Annotated in this window: 22 protein-coding genes and 1 pseudogene; 7 read left to right on the top strand and 16 right to left on the bottom strand. The window is 55.6% G+C overall.

Annotated features, from left to right (window positions below):
- Positions 1 to 16: 16 nt before the first annotated feature.
- The 3 genes from creC to creA are packed head-to-tail and all read right to left on the bottom strand — an operon-like array spanning position 17 to position 2,615.
- Complete coding sequence (gene creC / locus SOM82_RS03275; RefSeq protein ID WP_320460371.1) at positions 17 to 1,441, bottom strand: two-component system sensor histidine kinase CreC; 1,425 nt, start codon at positions 1,439 to 1,441, stop codon at positions 17 to 19.
- A complete protein-coding gene (gene creB, locus SOM82_RS03270) occupies positions 1,441 to 2,130 on the bottom strand; it encodes a two-component system response regulator CreB (protein WP_320460372.1) in 690 nt (229 codons plus the stop codon). Before creB ends, creC begins: the two co-directional genes overlap by 1 nt.
- Before the next feature lie 14 nt (positions 2,131 to 2,144).
- Positions 2,145 to 2,615, bottom strand: coding sequence for a protein CreA (gene creA, locus SOM82_RS03265; protein WP_320460373.1), 471 nt, complete (start codon positions 2,613 to 2,615; stop codon positions 2,145 to 2,147).
- Positions 2,616 to 2,826: 211 nt separating this feature from the next.
- Between creA and robA the strand changes: the two genes are divergently transcribed.
- Entirely contained in the window at positions 2,827 to 3,696 is an 870-nt protein-coding gene (gene robA / locus SOM82_RS03260; protein ID WP_154127129.1) for an MDR efflux pump AcrAB transcriptional activator RobA, read from the top strand.
- Here the strand turns inward: robA and gpmB are convergent.
- On the bottom strand, positions 3,693 to 4,340 hold the full coding sequence (gene gpmB / locus SOM82_RS03255; RefSeq protein ID WP_320460374.1) for a 2,3-diphosphoglycerate-dependent phosphoglycerate mutase GpmB: 648 nt from the start codon (positions 4,338 to 4,340) through the stop codon (positions 3,693 to 3,695). The two genes, robA and gpmB, sit on opposite strands and share 4 nt — an antisense overlap.
- A 49-nt stretch (positions 4,341 to 4,389) precedes the next feature.
- Between gpmB and yjjX the strand changes: the two genes are divergently transcribed.
- Complete coding sequence (gene yjjX, locus SOM82_RS03250) at positions 4,390 to 4,905, top strand: inosine/xanthosine triphosphatase (protein ID WP_320460375.1); 516 nt, start codon at positions 4,390 to 4,392, stop codon at positions 4,903 to 4,905.
- On the opposite strand, the gene trpR is transcribed toward yjjX, so the two are convergent.
- Together trpR and sltY are read right to left on the bottom strand one after the other, a co-directional pair.
- Positions 4,896 to 5,225: a trp operon repressor gene (gene trpR / locus SOM82_RS03245; protein ID WP_154127126.1), complete on the bottom strand. Its 330-nt coding sequence runs from the start codon at positions 5,223 to 5,225 to the stop codon at positions 4,896 to 4,898. The two genes, yjjX and trpR, sit on opposite strands and share 10 nt — an antisense overlap.
- Positions 5,226 to 5,291: 66 nt before the next feature.
- Positions 5,292 to 7,229 carry a murein transglycosylase gene (sltY, locus tag SOM82_RS03240; RefSeq protein WP_320460376.1) on the bottom strand — a complete coding sequence of 646 codons (1,938 nt, stop codon included), beginning with the start codon at positions 7,227 to 7,229 and terminating at the stop codon, positions 5,292 to 5,294.
- Between the two features lie 226 nt (positions 7,230 to 7,455).
- Here sltY and ettA point away from each other — a divergent pair, with 226 nt between their 5' ends.
- Entirely contained in the window at positions 7,456 to 9,123 is a 1,668-nt protein-coding gene (gene ettA, locus SOM82_RS03235) for an energy-dependent translational throttle protein EttA (RefSeq protein ID WP_320460377.1), read from the top strand.
- Positions 9,124 to 9,230: 107 nt separating this feature from the next.
- On the opposite strand, the pseudogene SOM82_RS03230 reads toward ettA, so the two are convergent.
- The 4 genes and pseudogenes from SOM82_RS03230 to serB form a co-directional block, all read right to left on the bottom strand.
- Positions 9,231 to 9,353, bottom strand: a pseudogene (locus SOM82_RS03230) (LysR family transcriptional regulator); the annotation flags it as partial.
- 275 nt (positions 9,354 to 9,628) lie between these two features.
- A complete protein-coding gene (nadR, locus tag SOM82_RS03225; RefSeq protein WP_320460378.1) occupies positions 9,629 to 10,906 on the bottom strand; it encodes a multifunctional transcriptional regulator/nicotinamide-nucleotide adenylyltransferase/ribosylnicotinamide kinase NadR in 1,278 nt (425 codons plus the stop codon).
- 154 nt (positions 10,907 to 11,060) lie between these two features.
- On the bottom strand, positions 11,061 to 12,443 hold the full coding sequence (gene radA / locus SOM82_RS03220) for a DNA repair protein RadA (RefSeq protein ID WP_320460379.1): 1,383 nt from the start codon (positions 12,441 to 12,443) through the stop codon (positions 11,061 to 11,063).
- A gap of 11 nt (positions 12,444 to 12,454) precedes the next feature.
- Positions 12,455 to 13,423 carry a phosphoserine phosphatase gene (serB, locus tag SOM82_RS03215; RefSeq protein ID WP_154127123.1) on the bottom strand — a complete coding sequence of 323 codons (969 nt, stop codon included), beginning with the start codon at positions 13,421 to 13,423 and terminating at the stop codon, positions 12,455 to 12,457.
- A 117-nt stretch (positions 13,424 to 13,540) separates the two neighbouring features.
- Between serB and SOM82_RS03210 the strand changes: the two genes are divergently transcribed.
- Positions 13,541 to 14,185, top strand: coding sequence for a YtjB family periplasmic protein (locus tag SOM82_RS03210; RefSeq protein WP_154127122.1), 645 nt, complete (start codon positions 13,541 to 13,543; stop codon positions 14,183 to 14,185).
- Positions 14,186 to 14,224: 39 nt separating this feature from the next.
- The gene (gene lplA, locus SOM82_RS03205; RefSeq protein WP_320460380.1) at positions 14,225 to 15,241 is read left to right on the top strand and encodes a lipoate--protein ligase; all 1,017 of its coding nucleotides are present in this window, start codon (positions 14,225 to 14,227) and stop codon (positions 15,239 to 15,241) included.
- 62 nt (positions 15,242 to 15,303) lie between these two features.
- Here the strand turns inward: lplA and deoD are convergent, their stop codons facing one another.
- The 4 genes from deoD to deoC all read right to left on the bottom strand — a co-directional run bounded on the left by deoD (position 15,304) and on the right by deoC (position 19,772).
- The gene (gene deoD / locus SOM82_RS03200; RefSeq protein ID WP_095280675.1) at positions 15,304 to 16,026 is read right to left on the bottom strand and encodes a purine-nucleoside phosphorylase; all 723 of its coding nucleotides are present in this window, start codon (positions 16,024 to 16,026) and stop codon (positions 15,304 to 15,306) included.
- Between the two features lie 175 nt (positions 16,027 to 16,201).
- Complete coding sequence (gene deoB, locus SOM82_RS03195) at positions 16,202 to 17,425, bottom strand: phosphopentomutase (RefSeq protein ID WP_154127120.1); 1,224 nt, start codon at positions 17,423 to 17,425, stop codon at positions 16,202 to 16,204.
- Between the two features lie 62 nt (positions 17,426 to 17,487).
- Positions 17,488 to 18,810: a thymidine phosphorylase gene (deoA, locus tag SOM82_RS03190; RefSeq protein WP_320460381.1), complete on the bottom strand. Its 1,323-nt coding sequence runs from the start codon at positions 18,808 to 18,810 to the stop codon at positions 17,488 to 17,490.
- Positions 18,811 to 18,992: 182 nt separating this feature from the next.
- Positions 18,993 to 19,772: a deoxyribose-phosphate aldolase gene (gene deoC / locus SOM82_RS03185; protein WP_320460382.1), complete on the bottom strand. Its 780-nt coding sequence runs from the start codon at positions 19,770 to 19,772 to the stop codon at positions 18,993 to 18,995.
- Positions 19,773 to 20,033: 261 nt separating this feature from the next.
- On the opposite strand from deoC, the gene SOM82_RS03180 reads away from it, so the two are divergent.
- Positions 20,034 to 21,581, top strand: a complete 1,548-nt coding sequence (locus SOM82_RS03180; RefSeq protein ID WP_320460383.1) for a YjjI family glycine radical enzyme — start codon at positions 20,034 to 20,036, stop codon at positions 21,579 to 21,581.
- Positions 21,556 to 22,416, top strand: a complete 861-nt coding sequence (locus SOM82_RS03175; RefSeq protein ID WP_320460384.1) for a YjjW family glycine radical enzyme activase — start codon at positions 21,556 to 21,558, stop codon at positions 22,414 to 22,416. The genes SOM82_RS03180 and SOM82_RS03175 overlap by 26 nt, the downstream gene beginning before the upstream one ends.
- Here the strand turns inward: SOM82_RS03175 and SOM82_RS03170 are convergent.
- Positions 22,411 to 23,193 (bottom strand): TatD family hydrolase, encoded by a 783-nt coding sequence (locus SOM82_RS03170; protein ID WP_320460385.1) that lies wholly within the window; start codon positions 23,191 to 23,193, stop codon positions 22,411 to 22,413. The genes SOM82_RS03175 and SOM82_RS03170 overlap by 6 nt on opposite strands.
- Positions 23,190 to 24,242 carry a patatin-like phospholipase family protein gene (locus SOM82_RS03165; RefSeq protein ID WP_320460386.1) on the bottom strand — a complete coding sequence of 351 codons (1,053 nt, stop codon included), beginning with the start codon at positions 24,240 to 24,242 and terminating at the stop codon, positions 23,190 to 23,192. Before SOM82_RS03165 ends, SOM82_RS03170 begins: the two co-directional genes overlap by 4 nt.
- Positions 24,243 to 24,300: the final 58 nt, after the last annotated feature.

The following is a 24,300-nucleotide window of genomic DNA, read 5'->3' as shown; positions in this document are numbered from 1 at the left end:
TGCGGTCAGTTTGAAGCTATGTGAAGGGACGGTGAAGTATCAGCGTCGCCGTGACCCCACCCTCTTCCCGATTGCGCAGCGCGATATCCCCCTGATGCAGTCGAGCCACCTCTTGCACAAACGCCAGCCCGAGCCCGCTGCTTTTCAGCCCGTTTTCGCGCGGAAGAGAATAAAAACGCTCGAAGATGCGGGGCATCGCGTAATCCGGGATCCCGCTGCCGCTATCGGTCACGGTCAGTTGTACCTCTTTGTGCACCGCAGCGGCTACCAGCGCAATATTCCCCCCTTCAGGAGTGAACGCGATGGCATTATCCACCAGATTCCCCAGCGCCTGCTCCAGCAGTTCTTCGTCGCCCTCCACCACCAGCGACTGGCCCTCGCGGGTCAGCGCGATCTTTTTCGCCGCCAGGATTGCAGAGCGCGCATCGACGACACGGGTGAACAGCGCGTCGATGCTTACCCGAACCGGGACTATCTCCACGCGATTTTCCAGCCGCGCCTGCTCAAGCAGTTTTTCAACCAGTGACTGCATCCGCGCATTTTGCAGCAGAATATTGTCAACAAAGCGCGCGGCGACCTGCGGTGACGGCTGTTCAGCCAGGATTTCCGCCGCGCCGCGAATCGCCGCCAGCGGGCTTTTCAGCTCATGAGTCAGCGCATGAACATAGTGCTCAATGTAGTTTTTCCCTTCGAGGCGAATGCGCATATTTTCCAGCGCCTGAGCCAGCTTGCGTAGCTCGCTACTGCCTGGATCGGGTAACGGCAGCGGCGTCTCGTGCGTCACAGAGTCGGCATAACGAGATAACGCACTGATTGAACGGTTAATCCACCAGGCCACCGCCAGCCCTATCAACAGAGCAATCCCCAGCAGGGCGGCGCCTGCCCACAGAATACGACGCTCGCTGCGGTGGATAACCGGGGCCAAAGCGCTGTTCGGTTTCCCCACCGATAACACGCCGATAATCTTGCCCTGGTCGGTTATCGGGGCGGCAACGTACATCACGGTGCTTTGCGGGTCATCGGGGTTGCTCTGTGTACTGCGCGCGCCATACTCACCGCGTAGCGTGAGCCAGACATCATTCCAGCGCGAATAATCTTCTCCCAGCGCTTTTCCGCTGGAATCGAATACCACCTTGCCCTGCAGGTCCGTCATATAGACGTGATATTCGTTACGCACCTTGTGAATGCCACCAATGTTGGCGCGAAACGGCCGCTGGTGGAGCTGTGCGAACGCGTGCGCCAGCCTGCCGTTTTGTGCATCGCCTGCCAGCAGATCGTCACGACCCACTTCGGCCAGCAGCGTAGCGGTATCAATCAACGTCCCTTCCGTTGCTCTGCGCACGCCCGGCTTCACTTCCTGCACAAATATCGACAACACAAACCAGGCGGCAATCGCCACAATCAGGAAATAGCCCAACAGCAGTCGCATACCGATGCGCATTAATGCATTCCCAGACTGTAGCCCATACCGCGATGGGTGCTGATTGGCGAAAGGTCAGCATTTATCGCCCGTAGCTTAGCCCGCAGGGTTTTGATGTGGGTGTCGACCGTGCGGTCGAAGCTCTCCCCGTCATCGCCCCAGACTTTATCCATAAGCTGTTGGCGCGAAAAGACGCGGCCTGGCGCGTGAAGCAGCGTTTTCAGCAACAAGAATTCATAACGGGTCAGCAATAACGGCTGGCCACACCAGCTGATATGCGCCGCAGACTCGTTCAGTTCAAACTGCCCAATACGGACGATCTCAGAGGGAAGCGCAGACTTCTGCATCCGCCGTAAAATCGTCCGCACGCGCGCGCACACTTCGCGGGGTGAAAAGGGTTTAGCCACGTAATCATCCGCCCCCATTTCCAGACCCAGCAGCTTATCCACCTCATCACTGCGGGCGGTGAGAAACAGCACCGGCAGCGACGGATGCTGGGCCAGCAGTTGGCGGCACAGCTCAAAACCGCTGATATCCGGCAGCCCGACGTCCAGAATGGCTAATGCAGGGATCTGGCGTCGCGCCTCGTCCAGCACCGGCAAGCCGCGCTCAAACGCCTTCACCGCAAATCCTTCCTGCGAAAGCATGTAGATCAGCGTCTCAGCGATGCTGATTTCGTCTTCGACCAGCCAAATCATTGGTTGCTGCATAGCCCTTCCCTGAATTAACGCCACGGCATGATAGGCACCGCGCTCAGCGCGTTTTTCGGCGATCCCTCAACCACTTTATCGGAGTACGCCAGATACGCTAGCGTATTGCGTTTCGCATCGTAAAAACGCACAACCTGCAGTTTCTTGAATACCAGCGAAGTCCGTTTCTGGAATACGACGTCGCCCTGCGCTTTACCGTTTTTGATCTTGTCACTCAGCTCAACCGGCCCGACCTGCTGGCAGGAAATGGCGGCGTCAGCGGTATCTTCGGCCAGTCCAAGCCCACCTTTAATGCCGCCCGTTTTGGCGCGACTGATGTAGCAGGTGACGTTTTTCACATCAGGATCGTCAAATGCTTCGACCACAATTTTATGGTCCGGGCCAAACATTTTGAACACGGTATCGACGGAACCGACTTGTTCAGCCAGTGCCGCACGACCAGCCAACAGCATCAGAGCAGAGAAGATCAATGTCTTGTATTTCATATTGTTACCATTTTTTAAAATGACGCTACGCGATTATTCGACATTCAGAACAAAAATGTAGCAAGATCACAGGATTAGAAAATATGTGCCCTTAATGTGCGTTAAAAAGCATTTATGCGCAAAAAAAACACTGAATGCTAAAACATCAAAAAATGCTATGATCCGCTACCCTGTTATCAGGCACCTGCTGTTTTAAGGATGAGGATAGTATATGGATCAGGCTGGAATTATTCGCGATCTGCTTACCTGGCTGGAAGGTCATCTGGACCAGCCTTTGTCACTGGATAATGTGGCGGCAAAAGCAGGCTATTCCAAGTGGCATTTGCAAAGGATGTTTAAAGATGTCACCGGTCACGCCATCGGTGCCTATATTCGTGCACGCCGCCTTTCAAAATCGGCTGTAGCACTTCGCCTTACGGCGCGACCTATTCTGGATATTGCTCTGCAATATCGGTTTGATTCGCAGCAAACTTTTACCCGCGCCTTTAAAAAACAGTTCTCCCTGACGCCAGCGCTCTATCGCCGCTCGCCAGACTGGAGTTCGTTTGGGATGCGCCCGCCGCTACGTCTGGGCGAGTTTGCGATGCCGAAACATGAAATGATCACTTTGCCAGAAACACACCTGATCGGAACGACGCAAAGCTACTCCTGTTCGCTGGAGCAGATTTCCGAGTTCAGGCATCAAATGCGTGTGCAGTTCTGGCGCGACTTCCTTAGCCATTCGCCGGTCATTCCACCGCTGCTGTACGGTCTCAACGAAACGCACCCGAGCCTGGAAAAGGACGACGAGCAGGAGGTGTTCTACACCACCGCGCTCACTCCAGAAATGGCCAATGGCTATATTCAGGGGGCTAAACCGGTGGTTCTGGAAGGCGGTGAATATGTCATGTTCACCTACGAAGGACTGGGCACTGGCGTTCAGGAGTTCATCCTCAACGTTTACGGCACCTGCATGCCGATGCTGAATCTGAACCGCCGTAAAGGTCAGGATATTGAGCGTTACTTCCCGGCGAGCGATGTAAAACCGGAAGAACGCCCAATCGATCTGCGGATGGAATATTTGGTTCCGGTTCGCCGTTAACGCTGCAGCTCATCCAGCGCAGGGGCATCCAGATGCGAGATGTCCCCTGCCATTTCCACCACCCAGCCTGATGCCAGCCATGGACTTTCCTGATAATCGATACGTGAAATCGAGCAGTTACGCAAACGCAGACGGCGTTCCGCGTAAGCGGGCAGTCCAAGAATAGTGCTCACCAGGCAACCCAGCGCAATACCGTGACTGACCAGCAACGGGCGGCTGCCTTCCGGTAGCTTCAGGCACTCTGCCAGCGCCGCCTGCACGCGCACGCTCAGCTCCTGCATGGATTCGCCTTGCGGAATACGACCGTCTTCCGTTCCGTTTACCAGCGTACGCCGCCAGCCTTCTTCCTGTTCGGTCAGCGAATCCACAGGACGCTTTTCCAGCACTCCCATATCGAGTTCGCGCAGGCGAGGATCGAGGGTCACGTCGCAACCGCAGGCCTCAGCGATAATCTGCGCCGTTTGCTGTGTACGACCTAAATCACTGGCAATAACGTGTGTGATGCCTAACGTTCTGGCGCGTTCCGCCACTTGCCACGCTTGTTGCTCACCTTTGGCGGTGAGAGGACTGTCTGACTGCCCTTGAATACGTCGCTCGGCGTTCCACTGCGTTTCACCGTGGCGAACAAGGTATACCTGTAACATGCTTTTTTTCCGTTATACTGCGATGAGTTTTTTTGAATCGAGCTTAATTATGCACCATGTTGTCTCTGCTACCACCAATCCTGCCAAAATTCAGGCAATTCTAAGGGCATTTGAAGAGATCTTCGGCGAAGGATCCTGCCATATTGACGCTGTCGCCGTCGAGAGTGGTGTCCCTGAACAGCCTTTTGGCAGCGAGGAAACGCGGGCTGGCGCACGAAATCGCGTGCTAAATGCCAGGGCCGCGCGCCCGGAGGCAGATTTCTGGGTGGCGATTGAAGCCGGGATTGATGAAGGGGCGACGTTCAGCTGGGTGGTGATCGAAAGTCGCGAACAGCGAGGCGAAGCGCGCTCCGCAACGCTGCCGCTACCGGAAGTCATTCTGCAAAAAGTGCAGGCAGGCGAGGCGCTCGGACCGGTGATGTCGCACTACACCGGCATTGATGAGATCGGCCGCAAAGACGGGGCTATAGGAGTCTTTACCGCCGGCGCGCTGACGCGCTCAAGCGTTTATCATCACGCTGTGATTCTGGCATTAAGTCCGTTTCACAACGCGATTTATCGCTGAACGCCGAGCAGCACAGATTCCAGCCACTGACGCAGTTCCACAGGGGCCGATTTTAAACTGTTGGAGCCTCGGGTAATCGTCGCGATGCCCGCGCCCAACTCGTTTTTCAGCTCCCGCTGGCTCATTTCGCCCCGCAGTAACTCTTCAATAATTCGCACGCGCGTACCCAACGCTTCACGCTCGTCGGGCGTGAGCATCAATTGCATCAACGGTAAATGCAGATCCTGCTCATAGGACTGGCGAAGCAGCTCCACAAAACGAAGCCACTCCTGATTGCGCTGTTCGGCCATCGCCGATGAATAAGGGGAATGCTGGGTCATGTTATGCCGCCATTCGTCGTTGCTTGTACTCATAAACGAGTACAAGCATAACACAACCCGGCCGGATTAATACTTTCTCTGCCACTCCGCGTCGCTCATCAGCGTATCTTTTTGCCCCATGAAGTAACGATAGTACGCATCGTACGCCAGCACGTTTTTCACATAGCCGCGGGTTTCTGAGAACGGAATGCTCTCCACAAACGCCACGGCGTCAAGGCGTCCGGCGCTGTTACCCAGCCAGGTGCGTACCCGCCCAGGACCGGCGTTGTAAGCCGCCGACGAGAAGATACGGTTGTTGCCAAACTGCTGATAAACATACTGTAAGTAGCTGGTACCAATATTGATATTGGTATCCGGATCCAGCAGTTGCGACGGACTGCTGTAGCCTGGAATATTAAACATCTTCACCGTATGCGTGGCGGTTCCCGGCATGATTTGCATCAGACCACTGGCACCCACTGGCGATCGTACTTTCGGGTTCCACGCGCTCTCCTGACGGGCAATCGCCATCGCATAGCTTTGTGGAATATCCTTGCCGCTGGTGTAGCGATCGAACAGATCCTTGTAGGCCAACGGGAAACGCTCTTCCAGATGATCCCACAGTTTTCCGGCGATCGTGGCCTGTACGCTCAGATCCCACCAGCGGTTATCAAAGGCATAGCGCGCGAGCTGCGCCTTCTCATCGGTGGTACGGCTGGTCACCAGATTCGCCCATTCGCTGCGCGCGGTGTTATCCATTCCCCAGTACATCAGTTCGCGGACGCGCGCCATTTCAGCCCCTTGAGTCAGGGCGGTATTCGCGTTCGCAGGTGCTTTATCAATCTTCAGCGTATACTCCTCGCCCAGACGCTGCGCCGCCGCCATCGGATAGAAACCGCGCTGTTGCATCAGGGAATGAAGGATCTCTTTTGCTTCGTCTTCCCGGCCCCGCTCCAGCAGTAAATCAGCCTGCCAGTAGCGCCATTCATCTTTCTCTTTGGCATCCATCGGCAGACGGGAAAGCCAGGTATTCAGGCCGCGGCGATCGCCCGTTCCCAGCGCCATGCGTACCCGGCGCTCCACCAGCGAAGTCGAATTTGAGCGCATAATGGCATCGTCACGCCAGCGCGCCTGCTCATCCGTGACATCTGTTCCCATCAGACGCCAGGCGACGATATCGCGAAGATCCTGGGTCTGATCGTCATTAAGCTGCTGCGCCTGCACCAGCTGCGGAATCATCAGCCGCGCGTTTTCGACATCATCCCGCGCCACGCTGGTAAAGGCCACCGCCGCCATTTGGCGGGTGAAATCCGTTGCCCCCGTTGAACGGGCGAAGGTCAGAACCGAATTAGGATCGTTTGCCAGCTGAATAACGGCCGTGGAGATAGTTTGGTAATCGGCAGGCATTTGCCCCGCCAGCGTGGTCACCAGACGCGTGTTGCCCGCTTTCATCGCCAGGCGAATACGTTCGAGATAGGCCAGCGGATCTTGCTGACCCGATGCGCGCCACGCGCCAAACAGCGAGTCACAGGCGTTAGGCTGATTTTTGCCAGAAAGCCACAGCTCTTTCGCGCCGCTCCAGGCCTCTTGCTGCTGTCCGGTCGCCCATTTGGCGTAATAGAAATTACACTGAGCCTCAGTCGTGCCGGGCTTCTCAGGGCTGAATGCCAGCAGACCGCGCCAGTCTTCGCGTCGCGCCAGTTCGTTGACAAAGCGCGACTGCAACGTGCGAGCGGGCGGAAGCGTCGGGTTTGCCTGAATAAACCCGGCGACAGTAACCGTCGGCTGGTTCATTAAATCGTCGGTTATCTGGCGATATTGCAGATACGGATAGAGCGGATACTCTTTCAGCGTCGGCATCAGTGCCTGCACGGTATCCATCTGCTTACTGTCCCACGCCTGCTTAATTTGCGCATAGCGGTTACGTTGTTCGTCCAGTGAATCGGCGTACGCTGCGTGGCTTATCGTCATCACGCATACGCTGGCAGCCAGCAGACGCCAGACCACCTGTTTGGCTTTTTCCACAAGCTCTTCCTCATTTTGTTGAATACCGTTGCGGCGTCGTGCCACATAAAAATGTAATGGATCTATGCTAACCAGGCATCCCGCAACACGCCACGTCATGGACACTTTTTTACCTTTCTTGCGCGTTTTAACACTCCTGGACTTCCTGGCTGGGATTAGCCAGTGAAAACGGCTACACTTCGCAGCTGAATTCTATTTTCATTACGATAAAAGAGGCGAAGTCCACGTGGCTCAATTCGTTTATACCATGCATCGTGTCGGCAAAGTGGTTCCGCCGAAACGTCATATTCTGAAAAATATCTCGCTGAGCTTCTTCCCGGGCGCAAAAATCGGTGTTCTGGGTCTCAACGGTGCCGGTAAGTCCACCCTGCTGCGCATCATGGCGGGCATCGATACAGATATCGAAGGTGAGGCTCGCCCGCAGCCTGGTCTCAAAATCGGTTACCTGCCGCAGGAACCGAAGCTGAATCCGGAACATACCGTTCGCGAATCCATCGAAGAAGCCGTTTCTGAAGTGGTTAACGCCCTGAAAGGTCTGGATGAAGTTTACGCTAAGTATGCTGAACCGGACGCTGACTTCGACAAACTGGCGGCGCAACAGGGTAAATTTGAAGAAATTATCCAGGCGCATGACGGCCATAACCTGAACGTGCAACTTGAGCGTGCGGCAGATGCCCTGCGCCTGCCGGACTGGGACGCGAAAGTTGAGAAGCTGTCGGGCGGTGAACGCCGCCGCGTCGCGCTGTGCCGTCTGCTGCTGGAAAAGCCAGACATGCTGCTGCTCGACGAACCCACCAACCACCTGGATGCAGAGTCCGTGGCCTGGCTGGAACGCTTCCTGCACGACTTCGAAGGCACCGTTGTGGCGATTACCCACGACCGTTACTTCCTTGATAACGTGGCGGGCTGGATCCTGGAGCTTGACCGCGGCGAAGGTATTCCGTGGGAAGGTAACTACTCCTCCTGGCTGGAACAGAAAGATCAGCGTCTGGCGCAGGAAGCGTCTCAGGAAGCCGCTCGTCGTAAATCTATCGAGAAAGAGCTGGAGTGGGTTCGTCAGGGCGCTAAAGGCCGTCAGTCTAAGGGCAAAGCCCGTCTGGCACGCTTTGAAGAGCTGAACAGTTCCGAATACCAGAAACGTAACGAAACCAACGAACTGTTTATTCCACCAGGCGCGCGTCTGGGCGATAAAGTCGTTGAAGTCAGCAATCTGCGTAAATCTTACGGCGATCGCGTCCTGATTGACGATCTGAGCTTCTCCGTACCCAAAGGGGCGATTGTCGGTATCATCGGTCCGAACGGCGCGGGTAAATCAACGCTGTTCCGCATGATGTCCGGTCAGGAACAGCCTGATAGCGGCACCATTACGCTGGGTGATACCGTGAAACTGGCCTCCGTGGACCAGTTCCGTGACGCAATGGACAACAGCAAAACCGTCTGGGAAGAAGTCTCTGGCGGGCAGGATATCATGCGTATCGGCAACACCGAGATGCCAAGCCGTGCCTACGTTGGCCGCTTCAACTTCAAAGGTGTGGATCAGGGTAAACGCGTGGGCGAGCTGTCCGGTGGTGAGCGTGGCCGTCTGCATCTGGCGAAGCTGCTGCAGGTTGGCGGTAACGTTCTGCTGCTCGATGAACCAACCAACGACCTGGATATCGAAACCCTGCGTGCGCTGGAAAACGCCATGCTGGAGTTCCCGGGCTGCGCGATGGTTATCTCGCACGACCGTTGGTTCCTTGACCGTATTGCCACCCACATTCTGGATTATCAGGATGAGGGCAAAGTGGAGTTCTTCGAAGGTAACTTCACCGAATACGAAGAGTATAAGAAACGCACGCTCGGCGCCGATGCGCTGGAGCCAAAGCGTATCAAGTACAAACGTATCTCCAAATAAAAGCAAAACGGCAACTTCGGTTGCCGTTTTTAGTATTTGCTCTCTCTCCCTGTGGGTGAGGGCATCAGGCCGCACATGACCGGTTTTGTCGGCCCGCCACCCGGCAATCACACCCCAACGTAAAACCGTTTCACCTCATCAAACTGCATCGCAAATTCGATATAGCTCGTTAGCGCAGGTGAATTGAGTTTACGACTCGGATAGGCCAGCCACAGTTCGTTCCCCTCCACTCCGACAACACCTGGATCAGCGTGCCTTGCTATGGCGCCCCTCACCCTAACCCTCTCCCCATAGGGGAGAGGGAACCGCACGGAGCCGTCTTTACTCTCTCACCCCTTTGAGGAGAGGGAACCGCACGGAGCCGTCTTTACTCTCTCGCCCTTTTAAGGAGAGGGAACCGCACGGAGCCGTCTTTACTCTCTCGCCCTTTTAAGGAGAGGGAACCGCGCGGAGCCGTCTTTACTCTCTCGCCCTTTTAAGGAGAGGGAACCGCGCCGAGCCGTCCTTACTCCCTCGCCCCTTTGGGGAGAGGGCCGGGGTGAGGGGAAGAATTGGCATGCTCTCCCATCAGCTCTTTCACCAGCTCCACGCAGCGCAGGAAGCGGCCGTCATAGTCCGACTCCTCCACATGAACAAACTCCACGTTATTTTCGCGCAGCATATCCACCAGCATGGTCTGGAACTCTTTGCGATCCACCGAGCTACCGAGGCTGCGCATGCCATCAGCCACCCACGGCGTGTTGTTCTCCAGCAGAATCACCAGATCGAACCGGTATTCGTCAATCAGCGCCTGCACAAACGGATGTTCGCGCCCTTCGTACTTTTTACAGAACGCCTGGGTGGTGACAAAATCGGTATCAACAAACGCGACTTTATTGGCGTATTTGACTGCAAAATCAATGTACTGGGCATGACCTAGCGCGATTTTATCGTAGTCAGAATACTGAAGTGCCATCTCATCACCGCCCAGGTGTGAGAAAACATAATCACGTCCGTATTCCCACGCGCTGCTGGTGTTGAAAATGTTGGCCAGTTTATTGACCAGCGTCGATTTCCCGCTCGATTCGCCTCCCAGAATGGCCACCGTGCGCACGAAGAAGGGTTTGACTTCGGTAGGGATGTAATCCCAGTAGCGGAACGGGTTTTCACGGATTTGCGCGCCACTGATATTCATAAATGTGCGTTTAGGGTCGATCAGTACCGTTTCGGTCCCCAGATGCTCGCGAAACTGCGGCGCATCGGACTCTTCAGAGGTGTAGATCCAGTTCGGGGCAATCCCCTTTTCTTCCATAAACGCTTTAATGCCGTTGCTCCAGACATCCCATCCGTGCGGATACGGCTCCATCCCCTCTTCATTAAAGGCATGAATACGAATGTTTTTCTGATATTTGAAGGTCTGAAGCAGCCAACGGAGGCGATCGGAGACGGTGGGCTGTTGGGACATCGCGCTGTCCTCGAACAGCGCCCGATCGCGTTTTTCGTCGTAACCCATGATGATATGCAGCTCATCGACCTGGCTACAGGCCCGCTGAATCAAATAGATATGCCCGGTATGCAGCGGATAAAACTTGCCAAACACGACGCCAATATTCTTTTGCATGCGCGGGAATTCAAGGCCGAGGAAGCGGTGCAGCGCCTCCAGCTTTTGCGCGCCAGGGCTTTTGATTTTGGCATTCAGAAGCTGGCTTAAATAGCCTTTGGTCATCCCACTGGCATCCGCCACCTGCTGCAAGGTGCAGCCTTTCTGGCGGATCGCGGTTTTAAGATAGTCAAATGTTGACATAAATTACGGTGCCTCCTGCAAAATCGAATAGCCAAACCCTGAATCATTCGAGTTGCGGGGAGCGGGCTGTGCTCACCTCATGCGCTTACAGGGAAGCTGCTGGGGTGAACGCACGCCGGCAACGCACATGCAACTTGAAGTACGATGGGTATAATTATATGTCGTCAAACACATTTAACGCATCAGACAGTTTCTTGACGGGAAAAATCTTCATCCCTTCCGGCACTTTTTTCGGCACGTTGGCAGCCGGGACTATCGCCCGACGGAAACCATGTTTTGCCGCCTCAGAGATGCGCTCCTGCCCGCTGGGTACCGGGCGAATTTCTCCAGCCAGCCCGACTTCACCAAAGACCACCAGATCCTGCGGCAACGGCCTGTTGCGAAGGCTGGAAACCATCGCCAGCAGCAGCGCCAGGTCAGCACTGGTTTCCGTCACTTTGACCCCGCCCACCACGTTGACGAAGACATCCTGATCCGCCATCTGTAGCCCGCCGTGACGGTGCAATACCGCCAGCAAAATCGCCAGACGGTTTTGCTCAAGCCCTACGGCGACGCGACGGGGGTTGCCCATCATGGATTGGTCCACCAGCGCCTGGATCTCTACAAGCAGCGGACGCGTCCCTTCCCAGAGCACCATGACAGAGCTGCCAGCCGTCTCTTCATCGCCCCGGCTCAGGAAGATGGCCGACGGATTACTGACTTCTCGCAGCCCCTGTTCGGTCATCGCAAAAACGCCCAGCTCGTTTACCGCACCAAAGCGGTTTTTATGGCTGCGGAGCGTACGAAAACGGGAGTCAGCATCGCCGTCGAGCATCACGGAGCAGTCAATGCAGTGCTCCAGCACTTTAGGGCCAGCCAGCGAGCCATCTTTGGTGACATGGCCCACCATCACAATCGCTACGCCGCGCGTTTTGGCAAACCGCGTCAGATAGGCGGCGGTTTCGCGCACCTGCGCGACGCTACCGGGCGATGACTGGATATCCGCCATGTGCATCACCTGAATGGAGTCGATGACCATCAGCTTCGGCTGCTCTTCTTCCGCAATCATGCAAATCTGCTCAATGCTGGTTTCAGAGAGCATATTGAGATTCCCGGTCGGCAGGCCAAGGCGGTGCGCGCGCATCGCGACCTGCTGCAGGGATTCTTCGCCGGTGACGTACAGTGTTTTCATCTGTTCTGCGAGTTTGCACAGCGTCTGTAGCAGTAACGTCGATTTACCCGCCCCAGGATTACCGCCGATCAGAATCGCGCTGCCGGGCACTACACCGCCGCCTAACACGCGATCAAACTCTTTAAAGCCGGTGGAAAAACGCGGCAGCTCTTCCAGACTGATGTCCGAAAGCTTCTGCACTCTGGAGACACCGGCATGGCCCGCATAGCCACTCAGACGCTCGTTACGGGCCACGGTCGGCGAAGCGGCCACACGCACTTCGGTGATGGTGTTCCACGCATGACAGGCGCTGCATTGCCCCTGCCAGCGCGGATAATCCGCACCACATTCATTACAGACAAATGCGCGTTTTGGAGCTTTCGCCACGGTGTACCTCTTTATTTCTGATTCACGCTGCCGGACAGGATGCAAAACACCCCCATCAGGTCAGCATGACGGATGGTGACTTCAGTCTTTTCATTCACTTTAGGCTTGGCATGGTAAGCGATGCCCAGTCCCGCGACTTTGATCATCGGCAGATCGTTCGCACCATCGCCAATGGCCACCGTCTGCATGACGGGAATTTCGTACTTCTCAGCCAAACGGGTTAGCGTATTGGCTTTGTACTGGGCGTCAACGATATCGCCAATCACCTGGCCGGTCAGTTTGCCGTCCATGATTTCCAGCTCGTTGGCGACCACGGTCGTCAGGCGCAGTTTGTCGCGCAAATAATCGGCAAAGAAAGTAAACCCACCAGACGCAATCGCCACCTTCCAGCCCAGCGTTTCCAGCTTGAGCACCAGTTGAGTGAGACCCGGCATCAGCGGTAATTCATCGCGCACCTGACGTAAAATATTCGCATCCGCCCCTTTCAGGGTCGCAACACGTTGCTTCAGGCTCTGTGCAAAATCTAACTCGCCGCGCATCGCGCGCTCGGTCACTTCCGCTACCATTTCGCCACTTCCGGCCAGTTTGGCGAGTTCATCAATGCACTCGATCTGAATGGCGGTTGAGTCCATATCCATGACCAGCAGGCCCGGCGTTTTCAGATGTGGGATTTTACCCAGCGGAGCAACGTCCAGCCCGGCATCGTGCGCCAGACGGGTCGCGCGCTGCGTCAGCGAACCGGCCAGACGCAGCACCTGATAGTCTTCCACACACCAGGCCGCCACGATCACCATCGCCGCGCCGAGCTTCGTTTGATATTGGGTAAGGCGTTGTTTATCCAGACCGCGTCCATACAGTAGCCAACCGCTACGCCCTGCATGGTAGTCCAGAGGCATGACCTCATCACCACTTAAAGAGAGCGGCAATCCTGGCCATAAAGAGACATCATCGGTCAGGTCACACCAGGTAATGTTCGGCATTGAAGCTCCTGTAAATTGGTTCGCGCCGGAAGGTTCCAGGGGGAAAATAACGCATGAGGCTACCCTGTAACCATCACTTCTGGCAACATTAAGCCGTAAATTTTCAGCAGGTGGAATATGGCTCGCGCAAAACTGAAATTCCGGCTTCATCGTGCAGTGATTGTCCTTTCCTGCCTCGCACTTCTGGTCGCGTTGATGCAAGGGGCATCCTGGTTTAGCCAGAATCATCAACGACAACGTAATCCACAGCTCGAAGAGCTGGCCCGTACTCTGGCCCGTCAGGTGACGCTGACCATCGCCCCGGCGATGCGTACCGAGACGCCTGACGACAAACGAATAGCCCAGGTATTGCGGCAAATTACGGAAAATAGCCGCATTCTGGATGCTGGCGTGTATGACGAACAAGGCGATCTGATCGCGCGGTCCGGTGAGCATGTCGACGTGCGCGATCGGCTGGCATTAGATGGCAAAAAGGCGGGCGGTTACTTTAATCAACAGATCGTTGAGCCGATTCAGGGCAAAAACGGTCCACTGGGCTATTTGCGCCTGACGCTCGATACCCACACGCTACCGACTGAAGCAAAACAAGTGGATAATACCACCAATATTCTGCGCCTGATGCTATTGCTTTCTCTGGCCATCGGCGTGGTGCTGACGCGAACGCTGCTGCAGGGCAAACGCACACGCTGGCAGCAGTCGCCTTTCCTGCTGACGGCCAGTAAATCGGTGCCCGAAGAGGAAGAGAGCGAGAAGAAAGATTAGTGGTAAAGTAGGCGAACGATTCGGAAAAGGAAATCTGCCATGACGACGTTACGCCTGCTCATCTCTGACTCTTACGATCCCTGGTTTAATCTCGCAGTGGAAGAGTGCATCTTCCGCCAGATGCCCGCCACCCAACGCGTATTGTTCCTCTGGCGCAACGCCGACACGGTGGTGATTGGCCGCGCGCAAAACCCGTGGAAAGAGTGCAATACGCGGCGCATGGAAGAAGACCATGTGCGCCTCGCACGGCGCAGCAGCGGTGGCGGCGCGGTGTTCCACGATCTCGGCAACACCTGCTTTACCTTTATGGCCGGTAAACCGGAATACGATAAAACTATCTCCACTGCGATTGTGCTCAATGCGCTGAATTCACTCGGCGTCACGGCGGAAGCCTCCGGGCGCAACGATCTGGTGGTCAAAACGGCTGAAGGCGAGCGCAAAGTCTCCGGCTCGGCGTATCGCGAAACCAAAGATCGCGGTTTTCATCACGGTACGCTGCTGCTCAATGCGGATTTAAGCCGTCTGGCGAACTATCTTAATCCGGACAAGAAAAAGCTGCAGGCCAAGGGGATTACCTCGGTGCGCGGTCGCGTGGCCAACCTGGTGGAGCTGCTGCCTGGGATCACCCATGAGCAAATCTGTGCGGCGATCCGTGAGGCGTTCTTTGAACACTATGGCGAACGCGTTGAAGCGGAGGTCATCTCCCCCGACAAAACGCCGGACCTGCCTAATTTTGCCGAGACATTTGCCCGTCAGAGTAGCTGGGAATGGAACTTTGGTCAGGCGCCGGCGTTTTCACATCTGCTGGATGAGCGGTTTACCTGGGGTGGCGTGGAGCTGCATTTCGACGTTGAACGAGGCATTATCACCCGCACGCAGGTGTTTACCGATAGCATGAATCCGGCACCGCTGGAAGCGCTGGCGGCTCGTTTACAGGGCTGTTTGTATCGCGCGGAGAGTCTGCAACAGGAGTGCGACGCGCTGTTAGGGGATTTCCCGGAGCAGGAAGCGGAGCTGAGAGAACTGTCACAATGGATTGCCCAGGCCGTTCGCTAGATGCGCGCTGATGCCCTCACCCCGCCCCTCTCCCACAGGGAGAGGGAGGGAAAGAGAGAAAATTACTCTTTATCGCCCAGCAGAACAGATTCCAGCGCGATTTTAATCATATCGTTGAACGTGGTCTGACGTTCAGCGGCAGTGGTCTGCTCGTGAGTACGGATGTGGTCAGACACGGTGCAGATGGTCAGCGCTTTCGCGCCAAACTCAGCCGCTACGCCGTAAATGCCCGCCGCTTCCATTTCCACGCCCAGGATGCCGTATTTTTCCATCACGTCGAACATTTCGCCGCCGTCCGGAGAGTAGAACAGGTCTGCAGAGAAGATGTTACCCACGCGAGCATCAACGCCCAGCGCTTTCGCCGCATCAACCGCGTTACGCACCATGCCGAAGTCAGCAATCGCCGCAAAGTCGTGATCTTTGAAACGCATACGGTTCACTTTGGAATCGGTGCAAGCACCCATGCCGATCACCACATCACGCAGTTTCACGTCCATACGCACCGCACCGCAAGAGCCCACGCGGATGATTTTCTTCACGCCGAAATCGGTGATCAGCTCTTTGGTGTAGATCGAGCAGGACGGGATACCCATACCATGACCCATGACAGAAATTTTGCGGCCTTTATAAGTACCGGTGAAGCCCAGCATGCCGCGCACGTTGTTCACTTCACGCACGTCTTCAAGGAAGGTTTCAGCAATGTGCTTCGCGCGCAGCGGGTCGCCCGGCATTAAAACTACGTCCGCGAAATCGCCCATTTCTGCATTAATGTGAGGAGTTGCCATCTTCAGATCCTTTTCATTTAATATCCCCCTCTCCCTGTGGGAGAGGGTTGGGGTGAGGGCATCAGACCGCACCCATGTTTCCCGTGGGAGAGGGTTGGGGTGAGGATATCAGGCCGCACCCATGTTTCCCGTGGGAGAGGGTTGGGGTGAGGACATCAGGCCGCACCCTGTGTGTTCAGAACATGGCCTTGCCATATTCCATGTCGGACGTACCAAAGTATTTTGCAATCGTCTGACCGATATCCGCGAAGGTTTCGCGGTGGCCCAGCGATCCTGGTTTCACTTTCGGTCCGTACACCAGCACAGGAATGTGCTCGCGGGTGTGGTCGGTACCGGTCCAGGTTGGGTCGCAGCCGTGGTCAGCGGTCAGGATGATGATGTCATCTTCCCCGACCAGCTCCAGCAGCTCCGGCAGACGGCGGTCGAACAGCTCCAGACCGGCAGCATAACCGGCGACGTCGCGACGGTGGCCCCAGGAGGAGTCGAAATCAACGAAGTTGGTAAAGACAATCGTCTTATCGCCCGCTTCTTTCATCTCTTTGATAGTGGCGTCGAACAGCGCGTCCAGACCGGTCGCTTTCACTTTTTTCGTGATACCGCAGTTCGCGTAGATATCCGCGATTTTACCAACAGAGACCACCTGGCCGTCTTTCTCTTCAACCAGCTTTTGCAGCACGGTCGGTGCTGGCGGTTCTACGGCCAGATCGTGACGGTTGCCGGTACGCTGGAAGTTACCCGGTTTGTCACCAATAAATGGACGAGCGATGACACGGCCAATGTTGTAGCCACCTTCAGTCAGCTCTTCACGCGCGATTTCGCACAGCTCGTACAGACGATCCAAACCGAACGTCTCTTCGTGGCAGGCAATCTGGAACACAGAGTCCGCGGAGGTGTAGAAAATCGGCTTGCCGGTTTTCATGTGCTCTTCGCCAAGCTGATCCAGAATCACCGTCCCGGAAGAGTGGCAGTTACCGAGGTAACCCGGCAGATTGCCGCGCTCAACCAGCTTGTCCAGCAGCTTCTGCGGGAAGCTGTTTTCGTGATCGGAGAAATAGCCCCAGTCGAACAGAACCGGTACACCGGCGATTTCCCAGTGACCTGACGGAGTGTCTTTGCCGGAAGAGAGCTCGTGCGCCCAGGCGTATGCGCCCACCACTTCCGCGTTGCCGTCCATACCGGCCGCCACTTTACCTGTCGAACCTTCATGCGCTTTGACCAGACCCAGGCGGGTCAGGTTTGGCAGATTCAGAGGGCCCTGACGGCCATTGTTCGCTTCGCCTTTGGCACAGGCTTCTGCAATATGACCCATGGTGTCGGAACCGACATCACCAAAACGTTCTGCGTCTTCTGTCGCGCCGATGCCGAATGAGTCCAGCACCATAATAAATGCACGTTTCATAATTGTTCTCCGTACTTATGTGCTTCAAAAATTCATAAAAAACCGATCAGATCAGTATATCGCTATTCGGTGATACGACGATAGACGGTTGGCGTGGTTTCGGGAGCTGTGTCGTCAAGTTTAATGGCCGCTTTCACCGCTTTGGCCGCTTCCTGCCAGCTGGCTTCGTCTTGCGCGTGGATCACCGCCAGCGGACGCTGCCCGTCAATGCTATCACCCAGACGGGCCATATCGGTAAAGCCGACGCTGTAATCAATGGTGTCCGAAGCCTGACGACGTCCGCCGCCCATCGAGACAACAGCCATGCCCAGCGCACGGGTATCCATCGCGGAGACAAAGCCTTCAGTATCGGCGTAAACCGCTTTGCTGAGCGTCGCGGTCGGTAGGTATTTTGCGTAATTTTCGACGAAATCGGTCGGACCTTTTTGGGCCGCAACCATGCGACCAAAGATATCAGCCGCTTTGCCATTATCGAGACCCGCCTGCAGTTTAGCGCGCGCCTCGGCGTCGTCTTTGGCAAGCTTGCCGGAGATCAGCATCTCAACGCACAGCGCCATCGTGACGTCGAACAGACGTGGATTTCGGTATTCACCGGTCAGGAATTGCACCGCTTCGCGCACTTCAACCGCGTTACCCGCACTTGAGGCCAGCACCTGATTCATATCGGTGAGCAGCGCAGTTGTACGTACGCCCGCGCCGTTGGCCACGCCAACAATCGCTTCAGCCAGTGCCGCAGAGAGTTCGTAGGTTGGCATGAATGCGCCACTGCCCACTTTCACGTCCATCACCAGCGCATCCAGGCCTTCCGCCAGTTTTTTGGCGAGGATCGAGGCGGTAATCAGCGGGATAGAATCGACTGTCGCGGTGATATCACGGGTGGCATAAAAACGTTTATCTGCCGGAGCAAGAGAGCTGGTCTGGCCGATAATCGCCACACCAACGTCTTTAATAATTTCGCGGAAGCGTTGGTCATCCGGGAAGATATCGAAGCCCGGAATGGCTTCCAGTTTATCGAGCGTGCCGCCGGTATGGCCCAGGCCACGCCCGGAGATCATCGGGATATAGCCGCCGCATGCCGCCACCATTGGGCCAAGCATCAGCGATGTCACATCACCCACGCCGCCGGTGGAGTGTTTGTCCACAATCGGGCCGTTGAGGTTAAGGCTTTTCCAGTCCAGGACGGTCCCTGAATCCCGCATCGCCATGGTCAGCGAGACACGTTCCGGCATCGCCATATCGTGGAAGAAAATGGTCATCGCCAGGGCGGCAATCTGCCCTTCAGAGATGGTGTTGTCACGAATACCGTTGATAAAGAAGCGGATCTCTTCGTCGCTTAATGCATGACCATCACGTTTTTTACGAATAATTTCTTGTGCGAGAAACACGGTAACCCCCGAGGAATCAGGTTAAATGCGGCGGATAAACCCGCCGCGAGAAAATATTACTCTTAATAATTCGAGTTGCAGGAGGGCGGCAAAGGAGCGAATCCCCCAGGAGCTTACACAGGTAAGTCGCTGGGGTGAGAGAGTGCAGCCAACGCACCTGCGGCCTGAAGTATGACGAGTAATTAGTAGCTGCTTGCGCTCTTACCGTCGCCGTGCCCCAGCGCTTTCAGCAGGCTTGCCAGCAGGCTGGATGCGCCAAAGCGGTAGTGACGGGAATCAGCCCAGTCGGCGCCAAACAGATCGTCAGCGATAGCCAGGAACTGCTGCGCGTCTTCTGCAGTACGCACGCCACCCGCAGGTTTGAAACCAACGGTTTTAGAAACGCCCATGTCGCGAATCACTTCCATCATGATGCGTGCGCTTTCTGGCGTGGCATTGACCGGCACTTTACCGGTAGACGTTTTGATAAAGTCCGCACCGGCTTTGATAGAGATTTCAGACGCTTGACGAATAAGCCGCTCTTCTTTCAGCTCACCGGTTTCGATGATCACTTTCAGCAATACGTTTGCTTTAGCACAGGCGTCTTTACACGCTTTCACCAGATCAAAACCGACCTGCTCGTTGCCGGCGATCAGCGCGCGGTACGGGAACACCACGTCAACTTCATCGGCACCGTAGGCGATCGCCGCGCGGGTTTCTGCCAGCGCGATCTCGATGTCGTCGTTACCGTGTGGGAAGTTTGTCACAGTGGCGATGCGCACATCCGGCGTGCCCTGCTCTTTCAGAGTCTTACGTGCAATCGGGATAAAACGCGGGTAGATACAGATAGCGGCAGTGTTGCCTACTGGCGTTTTCGCCTGATGACACAATGCGATCACTTTTTCATTGGTGTCGTCATCGTTCAGGGTGGTCAGGTCCATCAGTTTCAACGCGCGCAGGCTGCTTGCGGTTAAATCGGTCATAACATTCTCCAACGGCATCGCCGTATAAATTTTCACCGTGCGGGTCTGTGAGTATTCTAACATTCACCCGCATTCACACTTCGACATTCATCACAGTTAATGAAAACTGCGTACAAATTTGCATTACTGTAATGAGATCAACTTCAAATTTTACTCTTGAATCTGCTGACTAAAACAGCAATCACCCACGTCTGATCAATAGACCCGATGTGATGACTTCCTACAATCTGCCCATCATCCGCAGAATATAAGGAAGCGAACATGTCCACCTCCGGTCTCGATGCTATGCAACAACGTTGCCAGCAAATTGTGACAAGCCCGGTACTGACGCCTGAGCAAAAACGCCATTTTCTGGCGCTGGAAGCGGAAAACAATCTGCCCTATCCCTCCCTGTCATCCGTAGCTCGTGCCGCGCTGGACGAGGGTTTCATTTGCGACATGTTTGAAGGCCATGCGCCTTTCAAGCCACGCTACGTTCTGCCGGACTACGCCAGGTTCCTGGCAAACGGCTCGGAGTGGTTAGAGCTGGAAGGGGCAAAAGACCTTGATGACGCCCTTTCATTACTCACTATCCTCTATCACCATGTTCCATCCGTCACATCCATGCCCGTGTTTCTCGGCCATCTCGACGCGTTGCTGCAACCGTATGTTAGAATTCTAACACAAGAAGACATTGATAGCCGAATAAAACGTTTCTGGCGTTATCTCGACAGAACCCTGCCCGATGCCTTTATGCATGCCAACATCGGCCCGGCGGATACGCCTGTCACTCGTGCGATTTTACGTGCTGATGCAGAGCTAAAGCAGGTCGCGCCTAACCTCACGTTCATTTACGATCCGGAAATCACCCCTGACGATCTGCTACTGACGGTGGCAAAAAACATTTGCGAATGCAGTAAACCGCATATTTCCAACGGCCCGATGAATGATAAAATTTTCACAAAAGGTCGTTATGGCGTGGTGAGTTGTTACAACTCCCTGCCGCTCGCGGGCGGTGGCAGCACGCTGGTTCGCCTGAATCTCAAGGCCATCGCGCAGGCCAGTGAATCAGTGGATGATTTCTTTACCCGCACGCTACCGCACTACTGTCAGCAGCAAATGGAGATCATTGATGCGCGCTGTGATTTCCTTTATCAGCAATCTGGCTTCTTTGAGAATAGCTTCCTGGTGAAAGAGGGGCTGATTGATGCAGATCGTTTCGTGCCGATGTTTGGCATGTACGGCCTGGCTGAAGCCGTGAATACGCTATGTGAAAAAGCCGGTCTCGACGGGCGATATGGCAAAGATGAGCAGGCCAATACGCTGGGTTATCGCATCAGTGAACAGCTCGCGGAATTTGTTGAAAATACGCCGGTGAAACACGGCTGGAAGCAGCGCGCCATGCTGCATGCCCAGTCGGGTATCAGCTCCGATTCCGGCACCACGCCAGGAGCACGCCTGCCCTATGGCGATGAACCTGACCCCATCAGCCATCTGCTGGCCGTTGCCCCTCATCACAAACACTACACGTCCGGCATCAGCGATATTCTGACGCTGGATGAAACCATCAAACGTAATCCGCAGGCGGTAGTACAGCTTTGCCTGGGTGCGTTCAGGGCGGGTATGCGCGAGTTTACCGCTAATGTCGCCGGGAACGATCTGGTGCGCGTTACCGGGTATATGGTGCGCTTGTCAGATCTGGAAAAATATCGTGCTGAGGGTTCACGCACCAACACCACCTGGCTTGGGGAAGAGGCTGCGCGAAATACCCGAATCCTTGAACGTCAGTCGCGGGTGATCAGCCATGAACAGCAGATGCGCTTTAGTTAGTCAGATTATCCCGTTTTCCTGCGTGGACGGGCCAGGCAGCCGCCTGTCTCTGTTCCTGCAAGGGTGTAATCTGCGCTGCAAAACCTGCCACAATCCGTGGACAATCGGTCGCTGCAATGACTGTGGCAACTGCGTCATACATTGTCCGCACGATGCGCTGAGCATTCAGGCCGGTCGCGTCTGGTGGCAGGAAAAGGCGTGTCAGAGTTGCGACACCTGTTTACGCCTGTGTCCACACCAGGCGACCCCGATGGCACAGCGCTTCAGCGTGGAGGAGATACTCGGGCAGATCCGCACCGTCGCGCCCTTTATCGAAGGCATTACCGTCAGCGGCGGCGAGGCCACCACCCAGCTGCCGTTTTTGCTGGCGCTGTTTCACGCGGTGAAAGCCGACGCGGCCCTAAAGCATTTAACCTGTCTGGTGGACAGTAACGGTCTACTCAGTGAAACCGGCTGGCAAAAACTGTTGCCGGTTTTTGAGGGAGCCATGCTGGATCTGAAAGCGTGGAACAATGAGCATCATCGTTTCCTGACCGGACGTGAAAACCCGCAGATTAAACACAGTATCCGCTGGCTGGCCGATCGTCATCGGCTGGCAGAGTTACGCCTGCTGGTTATTCCTGAACACAGTGATTATCTGCAGCATCTGGGGCCCCTGAGCGCATTTATCCGCGCACTGGGCGATGTCCCGGTGCGGATCAATGCGTTTCATGCGCACGGCGTTTATGGTGAAGCAGCCTCGTGGCGTAGCGCCACGGCTGACGATATCGAACCGCTGGCGCAAGCGCTGGAAAAACGGCAGATCAGGGTGATCCGCCCGGCGCTTTATTTATAGCGTTATGCCAAAGAGATCTTCGGTGTTTTGCAGCAGTGCATCGGCGATCGCCTTTGCAGGTTCAGCACGTAATTCGCACAGCGTCGCAAAGACCCGCGCCGCCTGCTCCGGACGATTAGGCTGTCCCTGAAAACCGTTCAGGGGCATATCCGGCGCATCGGTCTCCAGAAGCAGTGACGAAAGCGGCAGTTGCGCCATGACATCCCGCGTTTTACTGGCGCGTGGATAAGTGATCGTCCCGCCGACACCGATTTTGTAGCCAAGCTCAATAAAACGTTGTGCCTGTTGAAGGCTTCCGGAAAAACCATGAACCACGCCGGTTCGCGGCAGATCGGCGCGTTTGAGGTGCATCGCCAGTTTGTCGTGAGTGCGTCTCGAGTGGAGGATCACCGGCAGATCGTGGCGTTTAGCCAGTTTTAGCTGCGCATCCAAAAGCGCCTGCTGGCGATCGAATTGCGGATCGTCACGATAGAGATCGAGTCCGATCTCACCGATCGCCACCAGCTTTTTTCCGGCGGCGAGAATGCACGCTTCCAGCTGTTCCAGATGCGCATCCTGATGCGTTTCCACCACAATGGGATGCAAACCCAGCGCGGCGTACAGTGCGCGGTGGGATCGGGACAACTCAAGCACCCTTTCGAAATTGGCTGCTTCAATGGCTGGCACGATGATCGCCTGCACCCCTGCGCAGGCTGCTTTCTCAATACTCTGCGCTTCATCGCCGACAAACGGCGGAAAATCGAAGTGGCAGTGGGTGTCGATAAAGCGAAAGCTCACGCCAGATCCTCATTATCAAAGGTCGTGTCGTTAGCCTGCGGAACATCAATTAACGGCATATCCAGCGCGTCATTTGCCACAATCGCAGGCGGCGTAATAATCCGTTTATGTCGGTGAATAGGCGGGCGCTCAGCCAAAAGTTTGCCCGCCGTCGCCAGGAAATAACGTCCGCAAAGACGGCCCATTTTGTAGTCGTCCCGTAGCGCTGGCACGCGGCTGCCAAGCGCCATACTGTTCAGCGGTTTAGGCGGGTAGATTTCAAAGATGCGCAGTTTGCCGGGCGGCTTTTCGATAAAACGCTGCATGGCGCTGTAGCTGGTCTCATGATGATGGGCAATATTCACCAGCGGCTGAAGGCTGCTGTCGTTCAGCCAGCGTTCCATTCGTTTAAACCATTGCGGCGTATAGTACATTTGCGAAGGGACGGTGCGAATCACCACGATAGTTTGCGCCCCCCGGCGGGCGGCTTCCTGTACGGGAACTGCGTCGCTGATCCCACCGTCCAGATAGTTGATGCCGTCGAGGGCCGCTGCGGTTCGGTAGAAGCCAGGGATCGCGCTGGAAGCACGCAGAATATCCAGCCAGTTCTCTTTATGCGGCGAGAAATAGCCCGGTGAATAGTCATCGCCGCGACTGGCGCACATCCAGAACTCTTTCCCGGTATCAAAAAGGCGCGCCGCAGTGTCCATTGCCAGCGGCATCTGGCTGGCGGTGGAGTCTAACAGCCAGTCAAGATCAATCAGATTACCGCCGCGCACAAAGCGCATCGGATTAAAGAAATCCCGTGAGGTGGTGTAACGCATAATCACTTTGCGGGCGTAGCCGGGTTGGTTACAGACATAGGCAGACAGATTTTGCGCGCCAGCAGACGTGCCGAAGAACTGATCAAAGGGGTTAAACTGCGCGCGCATGAACTCATCCAGCACGCCGGCTGTAAAGATGCCTCTCTGTCCACCGCCTTCACAGACTAATGCAAGCTGGCCTGGGCGAAATGGTTTTAACGCCAGCGGCGCTATATTGCCGAGTGTTACGGGAATTCTCTGCCCCACCGCTGCTTTCCTGTTCTCTTTATTATGTGACTACACAGTAGCGCATACTGACCCCATG

The organism is Lelliottia sp. CFBP8978 (genome assembly GCF_034046055.2).
Classification (GTDB): domain Bacteria; phylum Pseudomonadota; class Gammaproteobacteria; order Enterobacterales; family Enterobacteriaceae; genus Enterobacter.
This window is presented reverse-complemented; position numbering and strand designations above follow the sequence as displayed.